Origin of the sequence: Rhodococcus sp. WY5 (assembly GCF_018588185.1) — a bacterium.
Lineage (GTDB): Bacteria > Actinomycetota > Actinomycetes > Mycobacteriales > Mycobacteriaceae > Rhodococcus_F > Rhodococcus_F qingshengii.
In genome coordinates, this window is sequence record NZ_JAAMPR010000001.1 from 1,069,895 (window position 1) to 1,095,469 (window position 25,575).

Annotated in this window: 22 protein-coding genes; 9 read left to right on the plus strand and 13 right to left on the minus strand. The window is 63.7% G+C overall.

The features are described 5' to 3' along the window. Positions 1–38: 38 nt before the first annotated feature. The gene (locus G4D79_RS04900; protein WP_007735820.1) at positions 39–1,022 is read right to left on the minus strand and encodes a DUF2332 domain-containing protein; all 984 of its coding nucleotides are present in this window, start codon (positions 1,020–1,022) and stop codon (positions 39–41) included. A gap of 150 nt (positions 1,023–1,172) precedes the next feature. On the opposite strand from G4D79_RS04900, the gene rraA reads away from it, so the two are divergent. Further along, entirely contained in the window at positions 1,173–1,649 is a 477-nt protein-coding gene (rraA, locus tag G4D79_RS04905) for a ribonuclease E activity regulator RraA (RefSeq protein WP_003943552.1), read from the plus strand. Between the two features lie 15 nt (positions 1,650–1,664). Here rraA and G4D79_RS04910 read toward each other — a convergent pair whose 3' ends face one another. Beyond that, entirely contained in the window at positions 1,665–1,892 is a 228-nt protein-coding gene (locus G4D79_RS04910; RefSeq protein ID WP_003943569.1) for an RNA-binding S4 domain-containing protein, read from the minus strand. A gap of 88 nt (positions 1,893–1,980) precedes the next feature. Here G4D79_RS04910 and lysX point away from each other — a divergent pair, with 88 nt between their 5' ends. From lysX to G4D79_RS04930, 4 genes are all read left to right on the plus strand, one after another. Further along, on the plus strand, positions 1,981–5,337 hold the full coding sequence (lysX, locus tag G4D79_RS04915; RefSeq protein ID WP_099696867.1) for a bifunctional lysylphosphatidylglycerol synthetase/lysine--tRNA ligase LysX: 3,357 nt from the start codon (positions 1,981–1,983) through the stop codon (positions 5,335–5,337). A 13-nt stretch (positions 5,338–5,350) separates the two neighbouring features. Continuing rightward, the gene (locus tag G4D79_RS04920) at positions 5,351–6,241 is read left to right on the plus strand and encodes an alpha/beta fold hydrolase (protein WP_099696868.1); all 891 of its coding nucleotides are present in this window, start codon (positions 5,351–5,353) and stop codon (positions 6,239–6,241) included. A gap of 78 nt (positions 6,242–6,319) precedes the next feature. After that, complete coding sequence (locus tag G4D79_RS04925; protein WP_099696869.1) at positions 6,320–7,729, plus strand: diguanylate cyclase; 1,410 nt, start codon at positions 6,320–6,322, stop codon at positions 7,727–7,729. A gap of 5 nt (positions 7,730–7,734) precedes the next feature. After that, positions 7,735–8,334 carry a histidine phosphatase family protein gene (locus G4D79_RS04930; RefSeq protein WP_003943544.1) on the plus strand — a complete coding sequence of 200 codons (600 nt, stop codon included), beginning with the start codon at positions 7,735–7,737 and terminating at the stop codon, positions 8,332–8,334. Here the strand turns inward: G4D79_RS04930 and G4D79_RS04935 are convergent, their stop codons facing one another. The 6 genes from G4D79_RS04935 to G4D79_RS04960 all read right to left on the minus strand — a co-directional run bounded on the left by G4D79_RS04935 (position 8,335) and on the right by G4D79_RS04960 (position 15,986). Further along, entirely contained in the window at positions 8,335–9,324 is a 990-nt protein-coding gene (locus G4D79_RS04935; protein WP_064442916.1) for an ABC transporter ATP-binding protein, read from the minus strand. It abuts the gene before it with no gap. After that, positions 9,324–10,421, minus strand: coding sequence for an ABC transporter ATP-binding protein (locus G4D79_RS04940; RefSeq protein ID WP_099696870.1), 1,098 nt, complete (start codon positions 10,419–10,421; stop codon positions 9,324–9,326). Before G4D79_RS04940 ends, G4D79_RS04935 begins: the two co-directional genes overlap by 1 nt. After that, complete coding sequence (locus tag G4D79_RS04945) at positions 10,418–11,512, minus strand: ABC transporter permease (protein WP_007735813.1); 1,095 nt, start codon at positions 11,510–11,512, stop codon at positions 10,418–10,420. Before G4D79_RS04945 ends, G4D79_RS04940 begins: the two co-directional genes overlap by 4 nt. Continuing rightward, positions 11,505–12,461, minus strand: a complete 957-nt coding sequence (locus G4D79_RS04950; protein WP_003943571.1) for an ABC transporter permease — start codon at positions 12,459–12,461, stop codon at positions 11,505–11,507. Before G4D79_RS04950 ends, G4D79_RS04945 begins: the two co-directional genes overlap by 8 nt. Positions 12,462–12,588: 127 nt before the next feature. Next, on the minus strand, positions 12,589–14,208 hold the full coding sequence (locus tag G4D79_RS04955) for an ABC transporter substrate-binding protein (RefSeq protein WP_003943605.1): 1,620 nt from the start codon (positions 14,206–14,208) through the stop codon (positions 12,589–12,591). Positions 14,209–14,390: 182 nt separating this feature from the next. Then, positions 14,391–15,986 (minus strand): Na+/H+ antiporter, encoded by a 1,596-nt coding sequence (locus G4D79_RS04960; RefSeq protein ID WP_030536674.1) that lies wholly within the window; start codon positions 15,984–15,986, stop codon positions 14,391–14,393. A gap of 26 nt (positions 15,987–16,012) precedes the next feature. Between G4D79_RS04960 and G4D79_RS04965 the strand changes: the two genes are divergently transcribed. Beyond that, a complete protein-coding gene (locus G4D79_RS04965; protein WP_003943615.1) occupies positions 16,013–16,333 on the plus strand; it encodes a UBP-type zinc finger domain-containing protein in 321 nt (106 codons plus the stop codon). A gap of 292 nt (positions 16,334–16,625) precedes the next feature. Next, a complete protein-coding gene (locus tag G4D79_RS04970; RefSeq protein WP_099696871.1) occupies positions 16,626–18,938 on the plus strand; it encodes a pyruvate dehydrogenase in 2,313 nt (770 codons plus the stop codon). A 91-nt stretch (positions 18,939–19,029) separates the two neighbouring features. Here the strand turns inward: G4D79_RS04970 and G4D79_RS04975 are convergent, their stop codons facing one another. Continuing rightward, complete coding sequence (locus G4D79_RS04975) at positions 19,030–20,649, minus strand: ABC transporter substrate-binding protein (RefSeq protein ID WP_099696872.1); 1,620 nt, start codon at positions 20,647–20,649, stop codon at positions 19,030–19,032. A 174-nt stretch (positions 20,650–20,823) separates the two neighbouring features. Continuing rightward, positions 20,824–21,114, minus strand: a complete 291-nt coding sequence (locus G4D79_RS04980; RefSeq protein ID WP_003943546.1) for a putative quinol monooxygenase — start codon at positions 21,112–21,114, stop codon at positions 20,824–20,826. A gap of 71 nt (positions 21,115–21,185) precedes the next feature. Between G4D79_RS04980 and G4D79_RS04985 the strand changes: the two genes are divergently transcribed. Next, the gene (locus G4D79_RS04985) at positions 21,186–22,088 is read left to right on the plus strand and encodes an SDR family NAD(P)-dependent oxidoreductase (RefSeq protein ID WP_003943614.1); all 903 of its coding nucleotides are present in this window, start codon (positions 21,186–21,188) and stop codon (positions 22,086–22,088) included. Position 22,089: 1 nt separating this feature from the next. On the opposite strand, the gene G4D79_RS04990 is transcribed toward G4D79_RS04985, so the two are convergent. Together G4D79_RS04990 and G4D79_RS04995 are read right to left on the minus strand one after the other, a co-directional pair. Continuing rightward, positions 22,090–22,815 (minus strand): hypothetical protein, encoded by a 726-nt coding sequence (locus G4D79_RS04990; RefSeq protein ID WP_042453658.1) that lies wholly within the window; start codon positions 22,813–22,815, stop codon positions 22,090–22,092. 149 nt (positions 22,816–22,964) lie between these two features. Next, a complete protein-coding gene (locus G4D79_RS04995; RefSeq protein ID WP_003943530.1) occupies positions 22,965–23,837 on the minus strand; it encodes a hypothetical protein in 873 nt (290 codons plus the stop codon). Between the two features lie 213 nt (positions 23,838–24,050). Here G4D79_RS04995 and G4D79_RS05000 point away from each other — a divergent pair, with 213 nt between their 5' ends. Beyond that, complete coding sequence (locus tag G4D79_RS05000) at positions 24,051–24,599, plus strand: DUF732 domain-containing protein (protein ID WP_099696873.1); 549 nt, start codon at positions 24,051–24,053, stop codon at positions 24,597–24,599. On the opposite strand, the gene G4D79_RS05005 is transcribed toward G4D79_RS05000, so the two are convergent. Beyond that, positions 24,600–25,496, minus strand: a complete 897-nt coding sequence (locus G4D79_RS05005; RefSeq protein WP_007735797.1) for a cutinase family protein — start codon at positions 25,494–25,496, stop codon at positions 24,600–24,602. Positions 25,497–25,575 lie beyond the last annotated feature (79 nt).

Sequence of the window (25,575 nt, forward strand, 5' to 3'; positions counted from 1 at the left end):
AAGGTCAAGCCCTCTGCGAAGATCGGACCCCGAATCAATCAATCTGATGCCGTGCAGGTTTGGTCTATCCAGTCGAGGAACTGCCCATGTCCACCGGCCAGCCCGTGAGGTGTGCCGTCAAGAGAAACAACAAACTTCCCACGGCGCACCTCTGGTGATGCCGTCAACTTGGCATCGACTTCGGGCAAAACCCCGAGACCTTCGTTCGCTATCCAGCGACATGGCAAAGCGTGAACAGCTTCTGCGAATTCATCTCTGGCAGTCGGGATCAGATAGTTGAGTACCGCACTGTGAAAGACCACGATCGTTGTTTCCCGTGGCGCACGTTCGACGAGATCGGCAACAGCCGACGTGAGATCTCCGCGAACCAGATGAGGCGGATCCACACGAGCGAGTGCCGCTGCGTCGCGCAATCGCCGCCGGCGGTGGTCCTGTTCCGGCCACACAAGACTCTCCAACCATCTCATGTCGTCGGTGTCGCCTACATCGAGTGGGTTCAGGTCGATGCCCGCCCGGTACACCACGTCTGGGACTCTCTCCGGAATCGGCGGACTGCCAGTCGTCGCACACTCCAGCAGAACGGTGGACGGACCATCGACTGGATGCAGATACTTTGTGCCGTCGTAGAGAAAGCTGTAGCGGTCAGGGTAAAGGCACAGGCCCGCCGAAGCACCGACTTCGATGAGGGAGAGCGGGCCCTTCAACAACCCGAGGACGGGAAGCAACACGGCAGAGCGGCCAGCTTCATTCGTCTGTGTAGTCCTGGTCTGCGCGAGTTGTTCCACCTCGGACCAGTTGTCGCTCAGCCACCGGCGAAACAACGCATACGGCGCGACCGGGGCACCGAGGTGACGGCACGCCCCGAATATCAGGTTGGGTTGCCTGCGGGGTTCTGGAAGCCGATCTATCAGAGCGAGGACTGCTGGATCCTCCGATACGCCGGTGCCCCATTCCTCGTAGATCGCGGAGTTCCCTCGAGCCTCCACTTCTGCGAATGATCGGTACCAACGCGAAGTGTCCACCGTCGATGTTTACCGGATGGCGCGTGGTGCTGAAAGGTTTTCGATCAGGCCGTCGCGTAACTCGCAGACGTCCCCCACGTCAGGCGTACTCGCCTGAGAACCCTCCCCGAGGCCCACTAGGCCCGAGCCCCGCCGACTATCCTGTGGGGCATGACCGAGCCTGTAGCGACCGCTGACCTTGCCGACGAGATCGGACCCGACATCCGTAGCTGCGACACGCAGTTCACCCAATTCGGTGGACGTGAAGTCTTTGCCGGCCCCATCACCACCATCAAGTGCTTCCAGGACAACCTGCTCGTGAAGCAGACCCTCAGCGAACCCGGCAACGGCGGAGTCCTCGTCGTCGACGGTGACGCGAGCATCCACACCGCTCTGGTCGGCGACATCATTGCCGGCCGCGGCGTCGACAACGGCTGGGCCGGCGTCATCGTCAACGGAGCCGTCCGCGACTCCGCGATCCTGCGCACCCTCGACATCGGCGTCAAGGCTTTGGGCACCAACCCGCGCAAGAGCACGCAAACCGGTTCGGGCGAGAAGAACGTGCCGATCGAAATCGGCGGAGTCACCTTCAACCCCGGCGAGATCGTCTACAGCGACCAGGACGGCGTCGTCGTTCGCGAGAGCTAGTCAGAAGTCGCGGGGTCAGGCGGGGGCTTCCACTTTGGCGGCCATCCCGCCGATCTCGACGACATCGCCGTCACGAAGCTGGCGGCCCCGACGATCTTCGACCTCACCGTTGACCGAAACCATGCCGTCGGCGATCACTTCCTTGGCCTCCGCGCCCGATTCGATGAGGTTCGCGAGCTTGAGAAACTGACCGAGCCGAATCATTTCGTCGCGGATGGGTACTGCTGGAATGTTGTCGGTCATGTCAATCATCTTCCTCCTCCCGCAAAACTGGACACGACAGACCACACTTAGCGTGAGGATCTGATCGACCGGTAGGAGAGGAAGCTCGATGGCACCATTGACCGAGGTATCGGACACCACTGCAGAGTTGGTGGAATCGCCACCCGAAAATCCGCGCCAGGCGCGTCGATTCCGCAAAGGGCGGTTCAGCCAGGTTCCCCATATCTCGGGACTGATCCTCGGAGTCTTCTCCGTACTGGTGTTCCTGTGGAGCATCTCGCCGGTACTGCGGCACATCCTCCGCGTCCCACGCGAATACATCGACAGCTACTACTTCGACGCACCGGATACGAGCCTGTCGTGGGCGCTCGTCGTCGCCCTGCTCGCCGCCGCCCTCGCGAGCCGCAAGCGCATCGCCTGGTGGCTGTTGACGATCTACCTGTCACTGATCACCCTCACCAACATCGCCTCCGCGATCGTCGACAAGAACCCGAACAACGCCGTGGCAGTTGTCGTTTTGCTTGTCGTGATCGGAATCCTCATCGCGGCGAGGCCCGAGTTCTACACACGCGTACGCCGCGGCGCCGGCTGGAAAGCACTCGGCGTGCTGATCGGCGGCATGGCTGTCGCGACCGTGATCGGTTGGGGCCTTGTCGAACTCTTCCCGGGCGACCTACCGCAGAACCAGCGATTCCTCTGGGCCTTGAACCGCGTCACCGCGGCGGCTTCGGTCGACAACGAGGTGTTCGACGGCCACCCGCGTGTCTTCGTCAACACGGTCCTCGGTCTCCTCGGTGCCATCGCGCTACTCGCCGCCGTCATGACGCTCTTCCGCGCGCAACGCTCCAACAACGCCCTCACCGGAAATGACGAGTCCGCGATCCGCGGGTTGATCCAGAACTTCGGTGCCGACGACTCTCTCGCTTACTTCGCCACCCGCCGCGACAAGGCGGTCATCTTCGCGCCGAGCGGCAAGGCCGCGATCACGTACCGCGTCGAGATCGGCGTCTGCCTCGCCAGTGGTGATCCCATCGGTGATCCTGAAGCGTGGCCGCACGCCATCGAAGCGTGGCAGGGGCTCGCGTCGCAGTACGGCTGGGCGACGGCCGTCATGGGCGCCAGCGAAACCGGGGCGACGGCATACAAGAAGGCGGGCCTGAGCGTCCTGCAGCTCGGCGACGAAGCGATCCTGCGCACCCGCGAGTTCAATCTCAACGGACGCGACATGCGCCCGGTGCGCCAGGCGGTCACCCGCGTGAGGCGTCACGGCGTCACCGTGCGGATGCGACGCCATCGCGACATCCCGCCCGAGGACATGGCAGCCGTCATCATCCGCGCCGACGACTGGCGCGACACCGACACCGAGCGCGGCTTCTCCATGGCGCTCGGCCGACTGGGCGATCACCTCGACGGCGATTGCCTCCTCGTCGAAGCCGTCATGGGTGAAGGCACCGAGGACGAAAGCGTCGTCGGCATGCTCTCGCTCGTGCCGTGGGGACCGAACGGTGTTTCGCTCGACCTGATGCGCCGTAAGCCGACGGCGCCCAACGGTGTCGTCGAATTGATGGTCTCGGAGTTGGCCACACGTTCGGACGAGATCGGCGTCGTGCGAGTTTCGCTCAACTTCGCCGTGTTCCGCTCGGTGTTCGAGGAAGGTTCGCGCATCGGCGCGGGCCCGATCCTCCGCATCTGGCGCTCGGTGCTCGTCTTCTTCTCCCGCTGGTGGCAGCTCGAAGCGCTGTACCGCTCGAACGTGAAATACCAGCCGGATTGGGCGCCGCGCTTCCTCTGCTTCGAGGACAACCGCGAACTGCCGCGCGTCGGATTCGCGTCGGCCATCGCCGAAGGCTTTGTGGTTCTGCCCAGTTTCGGGCGCAAGTCCAGCCAGGTCGTCAAGCACACGGGCACGCATGCGGCGGTGCCGGCAGCTCTGGTGACTTCCGAAGGACTGCATGCCGACGGCAGCCCGCCGGACTCGGCGCCGACGTTCACGACCAACGGTCCGCGTCGACCCGAGCAGGTCCGCGTGCGCATGAACAAGCTCGCGCAACTGGCCGACGAAGGGATCGCCGCGTACCCCGTCGCCTATCCGCCGACCCACACGATTGCCGCCGCAGCGAAGTCACCGGAGGGCACCCGCGTGCGAATCGCGGGACGCCTCCTGCGGGTCCGCGACTACGGCGGAGTGGTGTTCACGGACGTGCGCGACTGGTCCGGCGACATCCAGGTTCTGGTCGACCAGGACAACGTCGGCCGCGAGAAGTTGGCGGAGTTCGCTGCCGAGTTCGATCTCGGTGACCTGATCGAAGTCAGCGGAACCATCGGGCGCAGCCGCAAGGGCGAGCTGTCGCTCATCGCCGTCGAGTGGCGCATGAACGGCAAGTGCCTGCACCCGCTGCCGGACAAGTGGAAGGGCCTCTCGGATCCCGAGACCCGCGTCCGCCAGCGGTACCTCGACATCGCCCTCAACCCGAAGGCCCGCGAACTGCTCGAGGCCCGAAGCGCCGTCGTGAAGTCGCTGCGCGATTCACTCGGTGGTCGCGGATACCTCGAAGTCGAGACCCCGATTCTGCAGCAGGTGCACGGCGGCGCGAATGCCGCTCCGTTCCTGACACACATCAACGCGTACAACCTCGACCTCTATCTCCGCATCGCACCCGAGCTGTACCTGAAGCGGTTGTGCGTCGCCGGTATGGAGAAGGTGTTCGAGATCGGCCGCGTGTTCCGCAACGAGGGCGTCGACTTCAAACACAATCCCGAGTTCACGATCCTCGAGGCATACGAAGCCCACAGCGACTACGAGGGCATGATGCAGATGTGCCGCGAGCTGATCCAGGCGGCGGCCGTCGCAGCATTCGGTCGCGAGATCATCATGCGTCCCGGCCCGGACGGCGAACTGGTCGAGGTCGACATCTCCGGTGAGTGGCCGGTGAAGACGATGCACGGCGCCGTCGCCGAAAAACTTGGTGTCGACGTCTCCCCCGAGACAAGTCTCGAAGACCTGCAGAAGTTGTGCGACGCCAACGAGATCCCGTACCAGTCCAGCTGGGATACCGGCGCCATCGCGCAGGAAATGTACGAGCACCTGGTCGAGGACTACACGGAGTTCCCGACGTTCTACACCAACTTCCCCACCTCGATGTCGCCGCTCACCCGGCCGCACCGCAGCATCCCCGACGTCGCCGAGAAGTGGGACCTGGTGGCGTGGGGCGTCGAACTCGGAACCGCATACAGCGAGCTGACCGACCCTGTGGATCAGCGCAACCGGCTCACCGAGCAGTCGATGCTCGCGGCCGGCGGCGACCCGGAAGCGATGGAATTGGACGAAGACTTCCTCCAAGCCCTCGAACACGCGATGCCGCCGACGGGTGGTCTCGGGATGGGCGTCGACCGAATCGTCATGCTGATCACGGGTGGCAGCATCCGCGAGACGCTGGCCTTCCCCCTCGCGAAACCGCGTCAGTAGTCCGGATTCTCGCGTGCCGGAATTGTTCCACGTGAAACCACCGGGCGAGATATTGCAGGTCGGCGAGAGCCGACTGCATGTTCTTGCCGAGGGCGACGGCCCCGTCGTCGTCCTGTGCGGCGGGCTGGCGGGCAACTGGTTCGACTGGGATGACTGCGCGCGTCATCTTCAGTCGGACCACACCGTCGTCCGCTTCGATCGCCCGGGCTTCGGGCTCAGCGAGCCGTCTTCCGAAGTTCCGACCGTCCGCGGCGAAGCTGAGCGGATCCGCGACGTGCTCGACACTCTGGGACTGAGTGGTCCGGCCGTGGTGGTCGGCCACTCCATCGCCGGCTTCTACGTCGAAGGCTTCGCGCGCCTGTTCCCCGACCGGGCGGCGGGGATGCTCCTCCTCGATTCCAGTGCCGAGAAGGAGCCGAAACGTCTTTTCCCCCGCGACCTGCTGCTGATCGCCTCCCGAGCCGCCGCGGCTTCGTTCAGCACCACCGGGCTCCAACGACTCCTCGGTACGACGACGCGCAAGATCCTCAACCGGTCCGTGCCGCCGAGCGGGTCGTCCGAAGCCACTCTCGAATGGGTGCGGAAGATCTACCGCGAGCCTCATTATCTGGAAGCGGCGATGATCGAATACGTCGCGTACACCGATATGGCGCTGGAGCTCACCGCTTTACGACGCTCGAGCAAGCATCCACTGCCCGACATCGACCTCAGCGTCGTTGCTGCACACACTGGCCACACCACTCCCTGGTCCATCGCCTGGATGGCAAAGCAGCAGAAACTCGCCACCTACCTCGGCGGGAGTTTTCACGTCCTGCGCCCGGCGCATCACCACGCGATGATCGATCAGCCCGAGGAGTTGGCGAACTTGATTCGGCGCCTCACGCAGCCGAACCGTCGGGGATGACACTTAAAGTTACAACTCGGACAGTAGCCGGATCATTGCTAGTCTCGGACAGCTTCTGCTTTCTACGACAGGCTGACCATGGACCGTTCGACACGTCGGGTGCGCTCGTGCCTGATTTTCGTGGCGATCCTCGTTGTCGCCCTGGCGGGCATCGCCGCCCGTCCGCCCGGTTTTCTGTCGACCTTCTGGCCCGCCAACGCGATCCTTCTGGGCATTCTCCTCCGTAACCCGCGCTCGTTTGCGCCGATCGGACTCGCTGTCGGCGGCGCAGCGCTGCTGACGGCGGATCTTGCGACCGGAAGCCCCGTGCAGAGGGCCTTCGAACTGAATGCGATCAATCTGGTCGGCGTCACGACGGGATTGATCGCCGCGAACTTGCTCGGCTGCTTTCCGCGGCGAATTTCCGAGACGAAGTACACGGCCAGAATCTTCCTCATCTCGGTTCTGGCGTCGTTCACGGCTGGGTCCGCCAGCGCACTACGCACTCAACTCCACGAAGGAAGCGGTGCGGCAACGGAATTGGTGGGGTGGTTCTTCGCCGACCTGTGTACGTATCTGATCGTGCTGCCGATCGTCCTGTCGGCACCGACGCTCGCACACATTCGAAGAACCTGCGGGCCGTCCGTGCGGCAGAGTCTGCGCTTGAGGCGGCTCGCACAGATCCTGGCACCTCTGGCCGCTCTCCTGGCCTGTCTGCCACTCGCCCTGGAGGTCCAGGGAGCCCTTGCGCTGCTGCTGCCGATGCCGGCGCTCCTGTGGTGCGCAATGCGTGTCTCACTGTTCAGCACTTCGCTCCTGGCAGCCGGATGGAGCGCGTGGGCACTGGTCATGGCGGGTAAGGGACGTCTGGCACTGGCAGATCCGGTGCACCTACTCAGTGAGGGGGTGACCACCCGGATCTCCGTCATCTTGATGGCACTCTCCCCCATCGCCGTAGCCGTCGCCACTGGCGCACAGCGGCGCGCTGAGCGAGAACTCCAACGCATCGCCGAATGCGACGCCCTCACCGGAACGCTGAGTCGCCACGCGTTCTGGACCCAATCGCAGGAACTCCTCGACGCCCAGCACGCGGCGCAACGACCAATCGCCGTCATGATGCTCGATCTCGACCACTTCAAATCGATCAACGACAACCTCGGCCACCTCACCGGCGATTCGGTCCTCGAACAGTTCGGAAACACCCTCCTCGCCGCTACCGAAGGGCTGGGACTCTCCGGCCGACTGGGTGGTGAAGAATTTGCCGTCGCCGCCGCCGACTGCACCTTCGAGGAAGCCATCCAGCTCGCGGAGCGCATCAGAGAGGCGCAAGAGGCCCACGCGCGATCCATTCGCGGTTTCGCGGGAACGGTCAGTATCGGCGTCGCCTGGGCCGATCGCGCGATGCCGGGCATGGAGACTCTGCTCGATATCGCCGACAACGCGATGTACCAGGCAAAACGCGACGGCCGAAACCTCGTGGTGGCGTTCGATCTGTACATGGCAAGGTGACGTAGGTGCAACTACTCCTGATCCGACACGCTCTCCCCGAACTGGCCGAGGTCACCGAAGGCCGCGCAGATCCCTCGCTGACCGACGAGGGTCGTGCCCAGGCACTACGGCTGCCCGCAGCACTGGCGCCGTACCGGATCACCGGACTCTTCAGCAGCCCGCAAAAGCGCGCACTCGAGACCGCAGCCCCGGTAGCGCAGATATTGGGCCTTCCGGTCACCCAGCGCGAGGGTCTGGCGGAATACGACTACGAGCAGCCGCACTACATCCCGATGCACGAGGTCCTGGAGCGGGCGCCGGAAACCTATGCGCGCATCAAAGCCGGCTGGCTCCCCGAGTCGGTGGACGGCGACGCCTTTCGTGCGCGAGTCCTCGGTGCGATCGACGAGATAGTCGCGGCAACGGACAACGACGCCACCGTGGCGATCTTCTGCCACGGCGGCGTCGTCAACATCGTTCTGCAGGAACTGCTCGGACTGGAGCGCCCGTTGACCTTCCCGATCGAGTACGTGTCCGTCACGCGCATTCTCGTGTCGCGAAACGGAAGCCGCAGGGTCGGGTCGATCAACGAAACCGGTCACGTACGCAACATGCTTCGCGTGTAGTCACACGTGGTGGCACGCCACCTGATGGCCGCCCTCGACGAGACGCAGCTCGGGAACTTCCTCGGCGCAGAGATCAGTAGCCAGCGGGCACCGCGTGCGGAAGCGGCAGCCACTGGGCGGATTGAGCGGCGAGGGCAGTTCGATGACCTTCTGCTCGACGTTCTGCGCCGCGGTGACGGTGGCGTCGGGATCGGGAATCGACGCCAGCAGTAGCTGCGTGTACGGGTGCAGCGCGCGGTTCTGCATGTCTTCTGCGGGAACGATTTCGCAGACGCGGCCCAAGTACATGATCATCACGCGGTCACTGATGTTCTTCACTACGGCCATGTTGTGCGCGATGAACAGCAAAGACAGCCCGTGACGCTTCTTCGCATCCTCGAGCAGGTTCAGAATCTGCGCCTGCACGGACACGTCGAGGCTCGAGACCGGCTCGTCACAGATCAGGACCTTGGGGTCGAGCATCAATGCGCGGGCGATGCACACGCGCTGGCACTGACCACCCGAGAGTTCGCGTGGGGTTCGATCCCACACCATGTCCGGGTCCAGCCCGACCTCGGCAAGAACCTCGCGCGCCCGAGCTTCGATGGCGGCCTTGTCTTTTCCACCCCAGATCGACGGACCCTCGGTGATGAGAGCCTTGACCTTGCGACGGGGATTCAGGGAGGAGATGGGATCCTGAAAGATCATCTGCAACTGAGTGCGGCTGCGACGCAATTCTTCCGCGCCCAGTGCCGTCATTTCCGTCTCTCCGAGGCGGATCGAGCCCGACGTCGGTGAGGGCAACTGCATGATCGCCCGGCCCGCCGTGGACTTGCCACAGCCGGATTCACCGACCACGCCCAAGGTTTCGCCCGGCGCGACGGTGAAGCTGATTCCGGACACGGCGTGAACGGTCTGGCCCTTGCCGACGTTGAATTCGACGACCAAGTCCTCGACCGTCAGGGCCGCGTCCACCGTCTCGGGCTTCCTGGTATCGGTTGCTGCAGTCATCAGACCATCTCCTTCACCGCGAGCGTCAGGCCCGCTGCGGTAGTGCCGGCCTTCTCGTTGGCGACCAATGCCGTTGTGCCTTCGGGGGTGTCGACCGGGTAGTGGCACGCGAACGTGTGGCTTTCGGTTGTGTTGTCCCCCGGTCCGCCGGGAGCCAGGGCCGGGTCGCCGGTCAGGCAGTCGTCCTGGGCGTAACGGCAGCGGGCGGCGAAGCGGCAGCCGGTGATCGGCTTCGTCATGTCCGGGAGACCGCCCGGAATTGTCTGCAGCACTGTGTGCGGCGGTGACTCGAGTCGCGGAATCGCGGCCATCAGCGCTTCGGTGTACGGGTGGCGAGGACGAGTGAACAACTCTTCGGTCGCCGACGTTTCCACGACGGAACCGGCGTACATGACCGCAACACGGTCCGATCGACCCGAGACCACACCGAGGTCGTGGCTGATCAGAATGACGGCCATGTTGAGCTTGTCGTTGAGTGAGGCGAGCAGATCGAGAATCTGCTTCTGCACCGTCACGTCGAGAGCGGTGGTCGGCTCGTCGGCGATCAGCAGTTTCGGCTCGCAAGCCAGCGCCATCGCGATGACCACGCGCTGTCGCATACCTCCCGAAAGTTCGTGGGGGTACTGGTCGAGCCGACGCTTGGGCTCGGGGATACCCACCATCGACAGGAGTTCCGCTGCGCGATCGCGGGCCGCGTCCTTCTTCAGACCCAGGTGGAACTTCAAGGATTCGGTGATGTGGGTACCGATGCGCTTGAACGGATTGAGCGAGGTCATCGGATCCTGGAAGACCATGGCGATCTCGGGTCCCCAGAAGTGCTTCATCTCCGACTTCTTCATCGTCGACATGTCGCGGCCGGCAAACGTCACCGTCCCGCTGATGTCGAGAGCCGGGCCCTTCTGGAGCAGTCCCATGATAGTGCGCCCGAGAACCGACTTGCCGGAACCGGATTCACCCACGATGCCGAGAGTTTCGCCGGCGGAGACGTGGATCGAGACACCGTCGACTGCTCGCAACTGGCCACGGGGAGTGGCGAATACGGTTCTGATGTTGTCCGCCTGCAGCAGCGGAACGCCGTTCTGAGCTGAAGTGGTCACAGCTTACTCCGATACTTCTCGCCGATGAGGTTGAAGGAGAACACCGTAAGGAAGAGGAAGACGCCTGGTACCAGGACGATGAACGGATGCTTCTCCACGATCCCGCCCTGACCTTCCGCAATCATGTTGCCCCAGGTCGGATCAGGTTGTGCGATACCGAGTCCGAGGAAGCTCAGTGATGCTTCCGCGACGATCAGGCCGGAAACGGCCACCAGGCCGAGCGCGGCGACGGGAACGAGGACGTTGGGAACCAGCTCGCGCCAGATGACGCGCCATTTGGTGGCGCCCATGGCTCTCGCGGCAAGCACGAACTCGCGTTGGGCTACGACGATGGTGTTTGCCCTGGCGATTCGAACCATGCTGGGAATGCAGAGAATCGACAGTGCGAGGGTGATGTTGCGCAGGTTCGACGTGAGCACCGCGGCCAGTGCGATGAGCAGCACCAGAGAAGGAATGGCCAGCAGCGAGTTGGTCAGGATTCCGACCACGGCGTCGACCTTGCCACGGAAATAGCCGGCCATGACGCCGATGGTGCCACCGATGATCATGCCGATCAGCACGGCGCAGATGGCGACAGTCAAGGAGGCGCGAGCACCGAACAGGGCGCGGGCAAGCAGGTCGAGACCGAAGTTGTTGGTACCCAACGGATGATCGGAGAGCAGGCTCGGCGATGCGAAGCCCGGCTCGGCCAAGGTCTTGACCGTGTCCTTGTACTCACCGAGCGGCAGCAGCGGCGCGAAGATCGCGGCCAGGATCAGCGCGACCAGCCAGATGCACGCCAACCAGTACGAGAGATCGAACTGACTGCCCCACTTGGACGTACCGAGTTTGCCGAGCCCCTTGAAGAGGAAAACCAGGGCAACGAGCGCGAGCACGATGCGGACGGTCATCATGATCGCTGAACCGAAGAGTGCGGTGCCGAGCAGCGCAACGCCGACCACTGTGAGAATCGATCCGATCAGGACCAGATTCTTGGGCTGTTCCAGCGTCTCGACGGGACCGGGAGCCAGCAGGACTGTCTGCTGCCGGTATGTCATCACCTCGGACGGGGCCGGCGACGGGGCCGCTCCGTCTGGCGTCACTTCAGACATGGACACGACGACTCCTCGGGTCAAGATAGGTGTACAGAACATCGATCGCACTGTTGACGAGGACGTAGATGACCGCGATCACGACCACCGCGCCCAGCAGCATCGGCGAATCACCCTGCTGCGCTGCGCGGACGATGAGCGTGCCCATTCCGGGCAACGAGAAGAGCGTCTCGACGATCACGGTGCTGCCGATCATGCCGCCGAGAGCCAGACCCATCATCGTGATGAGCGAGAACGACGACGGGCGAAGCGCGTCGCTGAAAAGCACTCGCAGCGTGGGCATTCCCTTGGCCTTCGACGCGAGGATGTAATCCTCACGGAGCGTCGTCACCAGGTCGGATCGGAGAACGCGAGTGAACATCGCCATCTCGAGGAGGCTGATGGTGATCGCGGGAAGTATTGCGTGTGAGAGGTTTCCGGACAGGCTGTCGCCGATGCGCACCCACTGTGATCGCGGGAACCAGCCGAGCCAGTTGACGGTGACCATGATCAGCAACAGACCGGCGAGGAAGCTCGGGACGGAAAGAACACCGAATGTCGCGGCGCTGATGACGCGGTCGATGACGCCGCCTTCGTGGTGCGCCGACCAGAGTGCGAGCGGAACTGCGACGACCAGTGCGATGACCAGACCCATCACTGCCAACTGAACGCTGACGGGGAGAGCGGAACTGATCGCGGTGAGGACGTCCTGCTGCGGGGGAACGAGCGAGTTGCCGAGGTCGCCCTGGAGAGCGCTGGTCAGCCAGTCCCAATAGCGAACCAGGAGTGGATCGTTGAGTCCGAGCTGCTGCCGAACTTCCTCGTACTCGGCAGGCGTTCGGCCTTCACCGAGAACGGAGACAGCGGGATCGCCGGGGATCAGTGATGCCAGCACGAAGGTTCCGAAGCTGACGATCAGGATCACAATGACGAGCTGGCCCAATTTCTTACCTATTGCGCCGATGTTCATCGATTTCGTCTCCTTCGGACAGCGAGCTCGCAATACACAGCAGTTCCTCTGATTTCATTTCTTCGTTCGCAGCCGGCCCCGATCCGCTGCAATACGGGCGCGGGGCCGGCTGTGAACTTCAGGCTCTCTAGGACTTCCAAGCTCCGTCGAAGAGCACGATTCCGTCGAGGCTCTGCTCGAGTCCGTGAACGTTCTGGTTCCACACGTCGAGTGCGGCGACGTTGCCCCACACCTGCCACGGGACGGTTTCGTTGGCGCGTTCCTGGATCTGGGCCAGGACTGCCTTCTTGTCCTCGTCGGTGGTTGCGACGCCCAACTTGTCCAGGAGAGCATCCATTTCGGCGTCGGAGTAGCCGGTCGCGTTGTTACGGCCACCGGACTTGATGCCCGTGTACAGACGCTCGTAGGGATCGGCCTCGGCGAGGCTCAGTGCTGCGGTGCTCATGTCGTAGTCGTGATCGGCGTACATCCGCTTGACCAGATCACCTGCACCGGTGACGTATTCGATCTGAGCGTCGAAGCCGACTGCGTTGAGCATCGCCTGGATGGCCAGAGCCGTCGCCTGTGCGGACGGTTCCTGGATGGAGAGGAAGGTGATCTTTCCGTCGTAGCCGTCGGCCTTGGCCTGATCGAGCAGTTCCTTCGCCTTGGCGGGATCGACGCCGATCGGTGCGACGTCGTTGTGCCAGCGCGAGGTGTCCTGGAAGATCTCCTGGCCGGGCAGTCCCTTGCCGTTGTTGACGCGGGTGTTGAGCGTCTCCGGATCGACGGCCAGCGCCATCGCCTGGCGGACACGGACATCCGAGCCCGGGCGGCCCGGGGCCATGTTCACGTTGGCGATGTAACCGAGCGACGGGATGTCGACGAAGCCGGGGTAACCCGACTCGATCAGATCCAGGATCGGGGTGAGCGTACGCATGTACGCGGCGTCGATGCCGCCCGTCTTGAGTGCTTCGGCGGTGGGCTGAGCGCCGACGATGCTGATCAGCTTGAGCTTGTCGATGTTCGGTGCGCCGTCGTAGTAGTCGGGGCGAGCAGCCAACAGCAGTTCCTCGTTGGGAGCGAACTTCTCGAGGGTGAAGGCGCCGGCGCCGATCGGGGTGAACTGGTCACCCTGCTGGGCGCTCGGGGCGACGATCATGCCGGGTCCGGTGGCGAGCATCGACTGGATGCCTGTCCACGGATCAACGAGGTTGAAGACTACGGTCGTCGCGTCGGGGGTGTCGATCGAGGCAACCTTGGAAGCCCACAGGCTCGACTGAGGTCCCTTGTTGGTGACGTAGCGGTTGATGCTGTCGGCGACGGCCTTCGAGTCGAGAGCTGTGCCATCGCTGAACTTCACACCGTCGCGGAGCTTCAGCGTCCAGGTCTTGCTGTCCGAACTCGCTTCGAGCGACTGAGCGAGCTTGGGCTCGAACTTCTGCCCGATCGGGTCGTAACGCATGAGCACGTCGTAGATGGCGCTGAGCTCGCTGCCACCGGTGGCGCCGGCAACCTGAGCCTTCGCGGGATCGAGAGTCGTGACCGCCGAGTAACCGCTGAACGTCAGCGTGCCGCCCTTGGTGGGAGTGCCGGGATCGGCCTGCTCGTTGACCATGCCGATCTTCAGCGAGGAACCGGAATCAGCGGATTCGCCGCCGCCATTGCTCGAGCCGTTGTCGGCGCACGACGCCAGGAACATACTTGCGGTGATCGCCAGCGCAGCCGCAGCCAATCTGCGACTTCCGCGGCGGGAACTACGACTCATTCGAATGCCTCCAAGGCGGGGTAAGACCGTGACGTGATGTTGAACACGAAACAGTCTGTGATGGGAGGCACAGAAAATTGGATCGAGTCTCGCTCAGTGGAATCGGTTAAGTTGCAGGCCTCAACAGTCAGGTAAACCGACCCTGGCCAGCGGTTACCTTCGTGGACAGCAGACCAGCCGGTCTAGTCCCGGTCGAGCGTCGCTTCCTCGAGATCGAGCTCGCGAAGTACCTTCCGGAGGACCTCGTCGTCGATCCGGCCGGCATCGCGTTCGGCGATGAAGACGCCTCGCTCGGCATCGATCATCTCGAGGCGCAGCGAGCGGAAGGCGTTCGACGGGCTCTCCCCCAGATCCTCGTCGCTGCGTCCCAGTCGCTCCCACGCCGAGTTCGCGCGGTGGGTGTTCCAGCTTCGCAAGATGTCCGCGGCACGATTGCGGACCTGAGGGACGTCGTCGGCGTCGGCTCCGACCAATTCGTCCAGCCGCGCCGCAGCGGCCCGTGCAGCCTTGTCCTGGGCTGCCGCCTCGGCGCGTGCGTCGGACTGCTCTTCGTCCCCCTGCACGCCGAGGACACGGATCACCCACGGCAACGTCAGGCCGTGCAGCAACAGCGTGCCGACCACGACGACAAACGTCAGGAAGAGGATCAGCGACCGCCCCGGGAAGTCCTCCCCACTGTTGACCGTCAGCGGAATGGCGAAGGCAGCTGCCAGCGACACGACCCCTCGCATACCGGCCCACGACACGACGAACACCGCCCGCGCCGAAATCTCCGGCTCTCGCGCTCGAATACGCGGCGACAGCCAGCGCGGTACGTACGTGAACGGGAACACCCAGGCGATTCGGACCACCACGACGGTCACGAGAACGGCAACCGACGCCCAGACGACGATCGAAGTGCTGTACCCCTGCAATCCGTTGACGACACTGGGCAATTGGAGACCGATCAACAGGAAGACGAACGACTCCAGGATCAGGTCGACGGCCCTCCACACTGCCGTGTCCTGCAAACGCGTCGCATAACTCGCACGGGTGGAGCGCTGGCCGAGGAACAATCCGGCTACGACGACCGCGATGACGCCCGACGCGTGGACCTCTTCCGCAGCCAGGTAGGTGAAGAACGGCACCACCAATCCGATTCCGCTCTCCATCACCGGATCCTGGAGCTTGCCGCGAACCTTCGAGATGACGAACCCCACCGCGAGGCCGATCACCGTTCCACCGACCGCCGCGACGAGGAAGGTCTCGAAGCCGCCGATCAGCGTCGCACCCGTACCGACGGCAGCCGCGAGAGCGACCTTGTACGCCGTCAGAGCGGTGGCGTCGTTGAGCAGGCTCTCCCCGCCCAGCAGGGTCATGATCCGGCGCGGCAGGCCGAGCTTGCGTCCGATTGCGCTCGCGGACACCGCGTCCGGCGGCGCCACGATGGCGCCGAGAACCAGAGCAGCCGCTATCGAGAACTCCGGCACGATCAGGTAGGCGACAAAGCCCACCGCAGCCGTCGTCGCCAGGGGAAGCCCCACCGCGAGAAATCCGATCGGACGCAGATTCGAGCGCAAAGCCAGGTATGAACTGTCCAGTGCTGCCGAGTACAGAAGTGGAGGCAACACGACGAACAGGACGAGGTCGGGATCGAGTTCCAATTCCGGAACACCCGGTATCTGACAGGCGATCAAACCGACCAGGACGAGGATCAGCGGCGAAGACAGCCCGAACCTTCGCGCGACCGCCGCCACCAGCAACGCCGCTACTACAACCCCCAGTAATATGCCGTTCACCCTGGCAGCATGCAGTATGGAAGGCGATGAAGAAAATCCTGAAGCGAGCAGCAGCTCGCACACAGCAGCCCGCACCCGCTCCCACCGGTTGCGAGGAACTAACCAATGCGCCCGAAACGGACCCGGCGGCGCTTACGCCCGGCGTCTGCCAGGAGTGCGCCGAGTTGGGCGAGGATAACTGGTCTCACCTGCGCATGTGCCTGTCCTGCGGCCACGTCGGATGCTGCGATTCCAGCCCTCATCAGCACGCCACCAACCACTACCGCGAAACCGGGCACCCGGTCATGCGCTCACACGAGCCCGGCGAATCCTGGCGCTGGTGCTACGTCCACGACCTGATGGACTGACCGCGCGCGACTGGCGGTGCACTGCGCATAGTGCCCACCTGTCACGGCGCACAGCCCTCGGTGTTGCGCACATTGCTCAATCCACCGGGTAGCTATTGCTCAATCTGTATGCCGATGATGGACTTTGACGCAGAATCTGCACAACAGATCGACAGGTGCGGCTGGACTTTGCCGCACCGAACGGTTCGGCCTCAGGAAGTCCTGCCAAACATCACAACCACATCGTCGGCCCCACGATCTGGGGTACAGGCGGTGCGGTGATCGATGTCCACTACTGAAGGCAGGACCGGCCGTGAACAGCCCCAACATCGACCAGAACGCTCCCGAGTCACTGGCGGAGATCGAGAAGCGCGTTCTGTGGTTGTCGACCGCGATGATCCATCACGCCAACCGTGTCCGTCCGAATCCCAGCGGGCTCAAGGTCGGCGGCCATCAGGCCTCGTGCGCGTCGATGGTCTCGATCATGACGTCCCTGTGGTTCGGCCAACTTCGTTCCGGCGACCGGGTTTCCGTCAAGCCGCATGCGGCGCCGGTGCTCCACGGCATCAACTATCTGCTCGGCGAACTCGACGAGTCCTACCTGACGACTCTGCGCGAATTCGGGGGCCTGCAGAGCTACCCGAGTCGATCGAAAGATCCTGATCCGGTGGATTATTCGACCGGTTCGGTGGGTATCGGCGCGACGGCTCCCATCTGGGGCGCCATCGCTCGCCGATACGTCGACGCCTCCCTCGGCGGCGCCGGAACCGGGCGTCAGTACTCCCTGGTCGGTGACGCCGAACTCGACGAGGGCGCTGTGTGGGAAGCAGTTCTCGATCATTCGGTTGCCGAACTGGGTGAGATCGTGTGGATAGTCGACCTCAACCGCCAATCACTCGACCGGGTGGTGCCGAACATCGCGGCAACCCGCCTGGAGCGCATGTTCTCGGGTGCCGGTTGGCAGGTCATCACCGTGAAGTTCGGTGCGCTGCTGGAATCACTGTTCACCCGGCCGGGCGGCACCGCGTTGCGCGAACGAATCCTGGACATGCCGAATCCGGAGTATCAGCGTCTGCTGCGATGCACGGCCGACGAGGTACGTCTGAGACTGCCCGGCGACGCGGCGGACGCCGACGCGATCACGGCGCTGATCGACGACCTCGACGACGCCACGGTGCTCGAGGCCATCCGCAATCTCGGTGGCCACGACCTCGACGCTCTGCGAGAGGCGTACGCACAGATCGACGACACCCGTCCCACCGTGATCATCGCGTACACGATCAAGGGTCGGGGTCTGCCGACGCAGGGTCATCCGCAGAACCACTCGTCGCTGCTCACCACCGAGCAGTTCGAGCACCTGGCGTCGGAACTCGGCATGGATCCGTCGAAGCCCTGGGAACGGTTCGAGACCGACAGCCCGTCCGGCCGCATCTGCGCCGAAACCGCTGGGTGCCTGGCTCGCCCGAAGGTGGAGCATCTGGTGCCCCCGGCTGTTCCGAAAGACATCGGCCGTACGCCCTCCGGCACGTCCACCACTCAGGCAGCTCTGGGCCGGGTACTACTCGACCTGAGCCGCGAAGCGCCGGACGCCGCGAAACGTGTTGTCACACTGAGCCCGGACGTCAGTTCCACCACCAACCTCGCAGGCTGGCTGAACAAGGTCGGCGTGTGGTCCCCCGACGAGCGGCACAACTGGTTTGCCGACGACGCCGAAACGATCATGCACTGGCGTGAGAAGCCCACCGGTCAGCACATGGAACTCGGCATCGCCGAGACCAACCTGGTCGGACTGATGGGCGAACTCGGTGCAACCTGGAGTCGTTGGGGCCAGCCACTCTTCCCCATCGGGGTGATGTACGACCCCTTCATCGAGCGGGCTCTCGAACCGTGGTCGTACGGCATCTACGCCGGAGGGCAGTCGATCATGGTCGGCACTCCGTCGGGCGTCACCTTGGCCGCCGAAGGTGGTGCGCACCAGTCGATCAAGACCCCGTCCATCGGACTGGAACAGCCGGGTTGCACCAGTTTCGAACCGGCATTCGCCGTCGACGTGGAGTGGACGCTCCTCGACAGCATCGGACGCCTCGGTCGCCCGGACGGCAGCTCGTCGTATCTGCGCCTGTCGACCCGTCCGGTCGATCAGGCCCTGGCCGCGGTACCGACCGATCCGGCTGCGCGAGAACGCCGTCGACGTCAGGTGGTGGCCGGGGCATACACACTGCGGCACAACCCTGATCCGGCCGTCACCCTGGTCGGCATGGGTGCCACCGTCACCGAAACACTGGTCGCAGCCGAAAGACTGGGCGAGCAAGGTATTTCCGCCGACGTCGTGTGCGTGACCAGCCCCGGCTTGCTCTTCGAAGCGCTCCAATCGCGGCGCGGTCTCGCGGACGGTCCGTCGTGGATCCTGGATCAGGTCTTTCCGAGCAGCCGGTCCGCGCCGATGGTCACCGTTCTCGACGGGCACCCGCACACCCTCGCGTTCCTGACGGGAATCAACAACGTTCCGGGTGCTGCGCTCGGAGTGAGCCGGTTCGGTCAGGTCGGTTCGCTCGAGGACGTCTACCGGTACCACGGCCTCGACTCCGACAGCATCGTCCGCGCCGCCCTCGATCTCACTTCTTGATCGATCACACTCTCTGATGCCGAGAAGCGTCCCCGCAGGGACGCTTCTCGGGTCCAGTCAGTTCTTAAGTTCTTCAGTTCTTCAGAAGCCTTCAGTTCTTCCAGGCCTTGTCGAAGAACATGATTCCGTCCAGGCTCTGCTGAATGCCGTGGACGCTCTGTCCCCACACACCGAGCCACGGGGTGTTGCCGTAAACCTGCCACGGCACAACCTCGTTGGCGCGCTCCTGGATCTTGGCGAGCACCTCGATCTTCGAGTCGGTCGACGTCGCGACACCCAATTGATCGAGCAGCGTATCCATCTCGGGGTCGGAGAAGCTCGTGGCGTTGTTCCGTCCACCCGACTTGAGATTGGAGTACAGACGCTCGAAAGGATCGGCTTCCGCGAGGCTGGCGGAACCTGTTGCCATGTCGAAGTCGCGGTCGGCGTACAAACGCTTGACGACGTCGGCAACCGAGTTGACGTACTCGATCTGGAAATCGAATCCGACGGCGTTGGCCATCGACTGCAGTGCGAGAGCCATCGCCTGCGCCGAATTCTCCTGCAGCGTCAGGTATGTGATCTTGCCGTCGTAACCGTCGGCCTTGGCCTCGTCGAGAAGCTGCTTCGCCTTGGCGGTGTCGACGCCGATCGGAGCGACGTCGTTATGCCAGCGGGAGGTGTCCTGGAAGATGACCTGTCCGGGCAGACCCTTGCCCTCGTTGAGTCGGTTGTCGAGTGCGACGGGATCGGTTGCGAGCGCCAATGCCTGACGGATGCGCACGTCGGCACCGGGACGACCGGGTGCCGTGTTGACCAGCGACAGGTACGACAGCGACGGAATGTCGACGAAGCCCGGGTAGCCGGAGTCGATCAGATCCAGCACGTTCGGTAGCGAACGCATGTATGCGACGTCCGTGCCGCCGCTCTTGAGCGATTCGGTGGTGGACTGCGAACCGACAATGCTGATCAACCGCAGCTTGTCCACGTTCGGGGCACCGTCGAAGTAGTCCTCCCGAGCGTCGAGGATCAATTCCTCGTTGGGAGCGAACTTCTCGAGGGTGAAGGCACCCGCGCCGATCGGGGTGAACTGATCACCTTGCTGGGCGCTCGGCGCGACGATCATGCCGGGGCCCGTCGAGAGCAGTGACTCGATACCGGTCCACGGGTCGACGAGATTGAAGACGACCGTCGACGGATCCGGAGTGTCGACCGACGCGACCTTCGACGCGTACAGACTCGACTGCGGTCCCTTGTTGGTGACGTAGCGATTGAGGCTCGCCGAGACGGCCGCCGAATCCACCGGCGTCCCGTCGCTGAACTTCACACCGTCACGCAGTTCCAGGGTCCACGTCTTGAAGTCGGAACTCGGCTCCATCGACTCTGCGAGCTTCGGAACGAATTCCTTGGACGCCGGGTCGTACCGCAGGAGCGTGTCGTAGATCGCGCCCAACTCCGAACCGGCGACCGAACCGGCGATCTGAGTCTTCGCCGGATCGAGATTGGTGACGGCGGAGTACCCGCTGAACGTGAGGGTGCCGCCCTTGACCGGATCGCCCTCGCCGGACTGCTCGTTGACCGGGCCGATGGACAATCCCGAACCGGAGTCCGGTGCGTCGCCGCTCCCACCCCCGTTCCCGCTGTCAGCGCACGACGAGACGAACAGGCCGGCGGAGACTGCCAGCGCGACGGCGGCAACCTTGCGGTGACCGCGCCGAGAACTGCGACTCATTCAAAACCTCCAGGTCAGAAACTGTGATGTGAAGCATTGTCGAGACAGTTTGTGACTTAAGGCACAGGTATTAGTCGCAGGTCCCGCTCAGTGGAATGAAGCGCGACGATTGGTCAGTTTTCGAGCGACATTCGCAGGTCAGACCCTTAGCGAAGGTCAGGAATTCATTCTGATTCAGGCGCCTTTCAACGGATGAATCGCCGGAGCGCCGTCGAGAAGTGGTCCGGCAGCGGCCAGCGCGGCCTGTAGATGCGGGGACTGCATGTGAGCGTCCAACTCCTCCTGCCCGCGCCAAGTTTCGATCGTGACGAACGTGCCGGGCGCAGCCGCTGACTCGAACAACTCGTACGACACACAGCCGTCCTCGGACCGACTCGCCTCCGCGAGAGTTGTCAGAGCCGATCGGACGTCGTCCTCGGAACCGGACTTGGCCGGGATGGTTGCAACTACACGAAGCTCGCTCATCGGATACCTTTCGCAGAGGGGAAGTCAGCTAGAGACACACGCCACAAACGTACACACGAAAAGGGCAACCAATGGGGCTACTGAAGGACGTCACCGGCTGGCGACGCGGAACGAAGTTGCAGCGTCGACTGCGCGATCTCACCGGCACGCTGGTGGTGATCACCGGTGCGGGCAGCGGCATCGGGCGTGAAACGGCCCTCGCCTTCGCCGCCCAGGGAGCTATCGTCGTGGTCTCCGACATCAATCTCGAAAGCGCGCAGGACACTGCGGCACTTGTAAACATCCCTTCGCAAGCCGGCGGCGCCGAAGCAGTGTTCGGTGGCGGTGCCCACGCCTATCAGGTGGACGTGTCCGACGAACAGGCCGTGATTCGGTTCGCGGAGACCGTCGCGGCACATCACGGCGTACCGGACATCGTCGTCAACAACGCCGGAATCGGGTTCTCGGGAACGTTCGCCGACACCGAGCAGCGCCAGTTCGAGCGCGTCATGGACATCAACTTCTGGGGAGTTGTCTACGGCTGCCGGGCATTTACCCCGATGATGATCGACCGGGGAACAGGAGGGCACGTCGTCAATCTGTCCTCGGCCGCCGCGTACACACCACAGAAGGCCCTCACCGCGTATTCGACAAGCAAAGCAGCGGTATTCATGCTCTCGGATTGCCTACGGGCAGAGCTGCTTCCACACGGCATCGGCGTCAGCACCATCTGCCCCGGCCTCGTTCACACGAACATCCTCAAGACCACCGAGTTCGCCGGGACCACCGCCGAGGAGCAGCTCGAGAACCAGACCAAGGTCGACAACTTCTACCGCAAGCGCAACTTCACGCCTGACCGAGTCGCCAGTGCCATCGTGAAAGCGGTTCGCACAAACAAGGCCGTCGTACCCGTGACCGTCGAAGCCAAGCTCGGACGCACGATCAGCCGGTTGTCTCCCGGGTCGATGCGCGTCGGAGCTCGGTTCGAGATCTAGGTCAGCTTCCGAAACTCAGGCTGCCCGTGAAACCCTGCTGCACATCGGCTTCCGAGCGGGGAAGAACCTCGTAGGTGCTGGCGTACTGGCCACTGAAACCGGTGACGGTGATCGGGCGTCCGACGGCGACGGCATCGAGGTCGATTCCGGTCTGTGTGTTGACGAAGATGACGGTGTTTCCCTCGGCGCCCGAGACCAGGATCTTGTGACCGTACGGCAGATCGTCGACGACGGGTCCGCTCACGATTCCGGACACCGTCACGAGACGACCTTCGCTACCCTCACCGATCGCATTGAGGGGCAGTCGCGCCGGGCTGATCTGGGAGGTCGTGCCGATTACCTCGACGGCAGTCGGGCGGACGACGAGCAGGCCTTCCTGATCCGCGAGGACTCCGGTGACCTGAACCTGATCGCCGAGAGCAATCCCGGAGTTGTTCGGATCGCTGATGTAGATGCCCGAATTTCCGCTCTGGAGACCAAAGCCCTTGTCGTAGAAGCTGGATTCGAAGACTCCCGACGGCGTAGTCGCGGTTCCCACGACGGTGACCGTCGTTCCGATGGCCTGTGCACGGGCTGCCGCGATGGAGTCCGCGGACACCTCACCGACGACTGCCGCCGGCTCCGCCGTTGCCGCAGTACCGACAAACATCGTGGCCGCGGCCGCAACTGCCAGTGCTGTCACACCCCGGCGCAGGACCGGACTCGCAAGAACGCTGTCTCGAAACATGTTTGAGGACTCCCCTGTGATTTCGTGGCCGCGCAGGTCCTCCTGATGGAGTCCGCCTTCGCCCACCCTGAGGCACAGGTTATTACAGGTCGGACGCCGCAGCGGTGGTGACATTCCGTCACCACCGCTGCTTCAAGGCATCCGAGTTTTCAGGAACCGGAGCTTCCGGACGAACCGCTCGAGCCACTGGAACCGCTGGATCCTGTTCCGCCACCGAGATCGTCGAGAGGATCGCTACCGGTGAGGCCGCCCGGGTACAGGTAGGCGTCGGAGATCGTGCTGAGCGAGGTTCCCGACGTGGCCGGTACCTTTGCTCGCCAGTTGACGATCGGGTTCAGCACTCCGAACGGTCCGCAACCACTGGCGGCGGGCAGCGCGAAGCCGGTGGCCTGGTTCCCGACCGGGCTCACCTTCAGTGCATTGTCCGGGAGCACCGTGTAGGTCGGTACCACCGACGGGTCAGGCGCGAGACGAAGATTCACCGGCGCAGCCGCGGAGCCCAGGTAGCAGTTGTCACCGAGGAACGCGTTGTTGATCTTCATCCGCACCGGGATGCTCAGATCCATGTCGGTGATGATGCCGTTGAGGGTCGGGGCAGCGGTCGCCTCCACCTCGGCGGTGACTGCGGCGAGGCCGAACAGATTGCCGAACGGCAGGTCGATTCCGAGGACTCCACCCGGAACGGTCAACGGCTTGGAGTAGACACCGTGGTGTCCGTCGTCGCGCGGGAGAAGAACGGTGGACTCACCTTCACCGGAGCCGGCCTCGGCGGCGATGATCATGTCGCCTTTTCCGATCGGGAGGTTGAAGCCGTTGTTGTCGAAGGTTCCGCTCTGAACCACAACCGACACACAGGATTCGGCAGTAGCCGGACACACTGCGGCACCGGGTATCGAATTGTCGACCGGATCCTGAGCCGAGGCCATCGGCGCCGCGAACGCGAGGACCGCACCTGCGGTACCTGCAATGACGGCCACGCGCGTGCCGAGACGTCGGTTGCCGTTCTTGTGAGATTTCTGCACTGATTTCTCCCTGCCGTTTATGTGATGGGGGACGAAACTCGCAGTCATTGCTTGTGTTTCGACCGCCGCCGACAAGGTCTTCGCGGTGTGCTCCTACTCACAAGTAACAACTGAAAAGATGTATATCACAGGACTTCGACTTAAAAACAGGGCAAAAGGGAGTTTCCTTAAAACGGACAAAATAAGCGGTACGGTATGTAACACTCACGGGTGATGAACACGAACAGACTGGTCCTCTGCGTCGCGGCAGCGGGCCTAATCCTCAGCGGCTGCAGCAGCCAATCCGACAGCGACGCAGCGGAATCCACATCTGCTGCCACCAGCACGTCGATCGCGGCAACGTCGAGTTCAGCTGCCCCCGAGTCCCTGTCGGCGCTGGCGACCAGCCCACCCGCCGCAACTCCGGAAGCCGCGCCGAGCGTCGTCGAATCGACGCCCCCACCGGTAACGCTGCCGGTGGCGCCACCGGCAAACTCACCGATCGACGCCCGGTCACCGGAAGAGATCGTCGCGAACGCCGGCGAGAAGGGGCAGCGGTACATCGCCGCTCTGCGTCTGGCCGGGATCCCTCCCGCCGGAATGGATTCCGCAGAGATCCTCTACGCCGACGGCACCTGCAAGGCTCTCGCTGACGGTATGCCTCGGTCCGAAGTGCTGGCGGAGTTCAACTCCGTCGGCGAGGTGTACTCACAGATCACGCCGATGTCCTCGCAGCGCATTGCCGAGATCTACGTCGACACGGCGGAGCAGACGTACTGCTGATCAGGCCTTGCCGGCCAACCAGCCGTGCAGCCAGGATGTAGCCGAATTGCCTGCGCCGTCAACGACGTAACGCGTGTAGTCGGTGTGGACCTGCGAGCCGTAGAAGTCGACCAACTGATCGATGCGCCGCGAGTTCGCGCCCGGATCGAGCTGGGCCATCAAAGCGGGGAGACCGCCTGCGGTGATCAGATCATTGACGATCACGGCGGCCTCGTCGCGAAGCGCGAGCGCACTGGCCGGAGTGGGATCGGACGCCTGAGCCATGAATCCGGCCAGACGCATCACGAAATCGTCCTTCGGCGTCGAGCAGTACAGGTCACCGACCGCGCACAGCGTCACCGTTTTGCCTGACAGCCAACCGAATCCACCGATGCGAGGGCCGCTGGCACCGTTACCGCCGACAGCGGGGCCGATCAGGACGTCGGACTCGGAACGACGGGGATCGGACAGCAAACCGACGCCCTCGACGCGAGTCGGGGGAACAACGCCGATGCCGGTTCCGATCTCGGCGGCGAGATCGCCTGCCGCGTCGGCACCCTGGCTGTATCCGACGATCGCGAAGCGAGTGTCACCGCACGAGGCAGCCATGGCACCGATCATGCCGCGGGCATTGTCGACAGCCTGCTGCTTCGACTTGGCGTAGACGTTGGATTCCCAGGGGAAGGCCGTCGCCGAGTAGGTGACGTAATCGGTGCGTACGGAGCCCGGAAGCCCGTTGGTCACCGGAGCGAGCATGCCGGCGCCGGGCCTGGTGCCCGAGGGCTCCCAGGTTCCCGGGATGGCCACGACGTACAGGCTGGGGCAGGGATCAGCCGACGCCACGGGAGCACTGACAACCGGTACCACTACTGCCGCAGCAAGTGCCGACAACACCGCAACGAGACGCCTCGCACGCATGAAACTCCCCTGATTTACCTTCAGCAACCCGTACACCACTATCGGTGCTCCGGAATCATACTGTCTGGGCGTTGTGTCT

Bases quoted from the DNA above. Each gene is read 5' to 3' on its own strand.
- rraA (WP_003943552.1), top strand. From the start codon at position 1,173: ATGACCGAGCCTGTAGCGACCGCTGACCTTGCCGACGAGATCGGACCC.
- G4D79_RS04910 (WP_003943569.1), bottom strand. From the start codon at position 1,892: ATGACCGACAACATTCCAGCAGTACCCATCCGCGACGAAATGATTCGG.
- lysX (WP_099696867.1), top strand. From the start codon at position 1,981: ATGGCACCATTGACCGAGGTATCGGACACCACTGCAGAGTTGGTGGAA.
- G4D79_RS04925 (WP_099696869.1), top strand. From the start codon at position 6,320: ATGGACCGTTCGACACGTCGGGTGCGCTCGTGCCTGATTTTCGTGGCG.
- G4D79_RS04935 (WP_064442916.1), bottom strand. From the start codon at position 9,324: ATGACTGCAGCAACCGATACCAGGAAGCCCGAGACGGTGGACGCGGCC.
- G4D79_RS04945 (WP_007735813.1), bottom strand. From the start codon at position 11,512: ATGTCTGAAGTGACGCCAGACGGAGCGGCCCCGTCGCCGGCCCCGTCC.
- G4D79_RS04950 (WP_003943571.1), bottom strand. From the start codon at position 12,461: ATGAACATCGGCGCAATAGGTAAGAAATTGGGCCAGCTCGTCATTGTG.
- G4D79_RS04955 (WP_003943605.1), bottom strand. From the start codon at position 14,208: ATGAGTCGTAGTTCCCGCCGCGGAAGTCGCAGATTGGCTGCGGCTGCG.
- G4D79_RS04965 (WP_003943615.1), top strand. From the start codon at position 16,013: ATGAAGAAAATCCTGAAGCGAGCAGCAGCTCGCACACAGCAGCCCGCA.
- G4D79_RS04975 (WP_099696872.1), bottom strand. From the start codon at position 20,649: ATGAGTCGCAGTTCTCGGCGCGGTCACCGCAAGGTTGCCGCCGTCGCG.
- G4D79_RS04980 (WP_003943546.1), bottom strand. From the start codon at position 21,114: ATGAGCGAGCTTCGTGTAGTTGCAACCATCCCGGCCAAGTCCGGTTCC.
- G4D79_RS04985 (WP_003943614.1), top strand. From the start codon at position 21,186: ATGGGGCTACTGAAGGACGTCACCGGCTGGCGACGCGGAACGAAGTTG.
- G4D79_RS04990 (WP_042453658.1), bottom strand. From the start codon at position 22,815: ATGTTTCGAGACAGCGTTCTTGCGAGTCCGGTCCTGCGCCGGGGTGTG.
- G4D79_RS05000 (WP_099696873.1), top strand. From the start codon at position 24,051: ATGAACACGAACAGACTGGTCCTCTGCGTCGCGGCAGCGGGCCTAATC.
- G4D79_RS05005 (WP_007735797.1), bottom strand. From the start codon at position 25,496: ATGCGTGCGAGGCGTCTCGTTGCGGTGTTGTCGGCACTTGCTGCGGCA.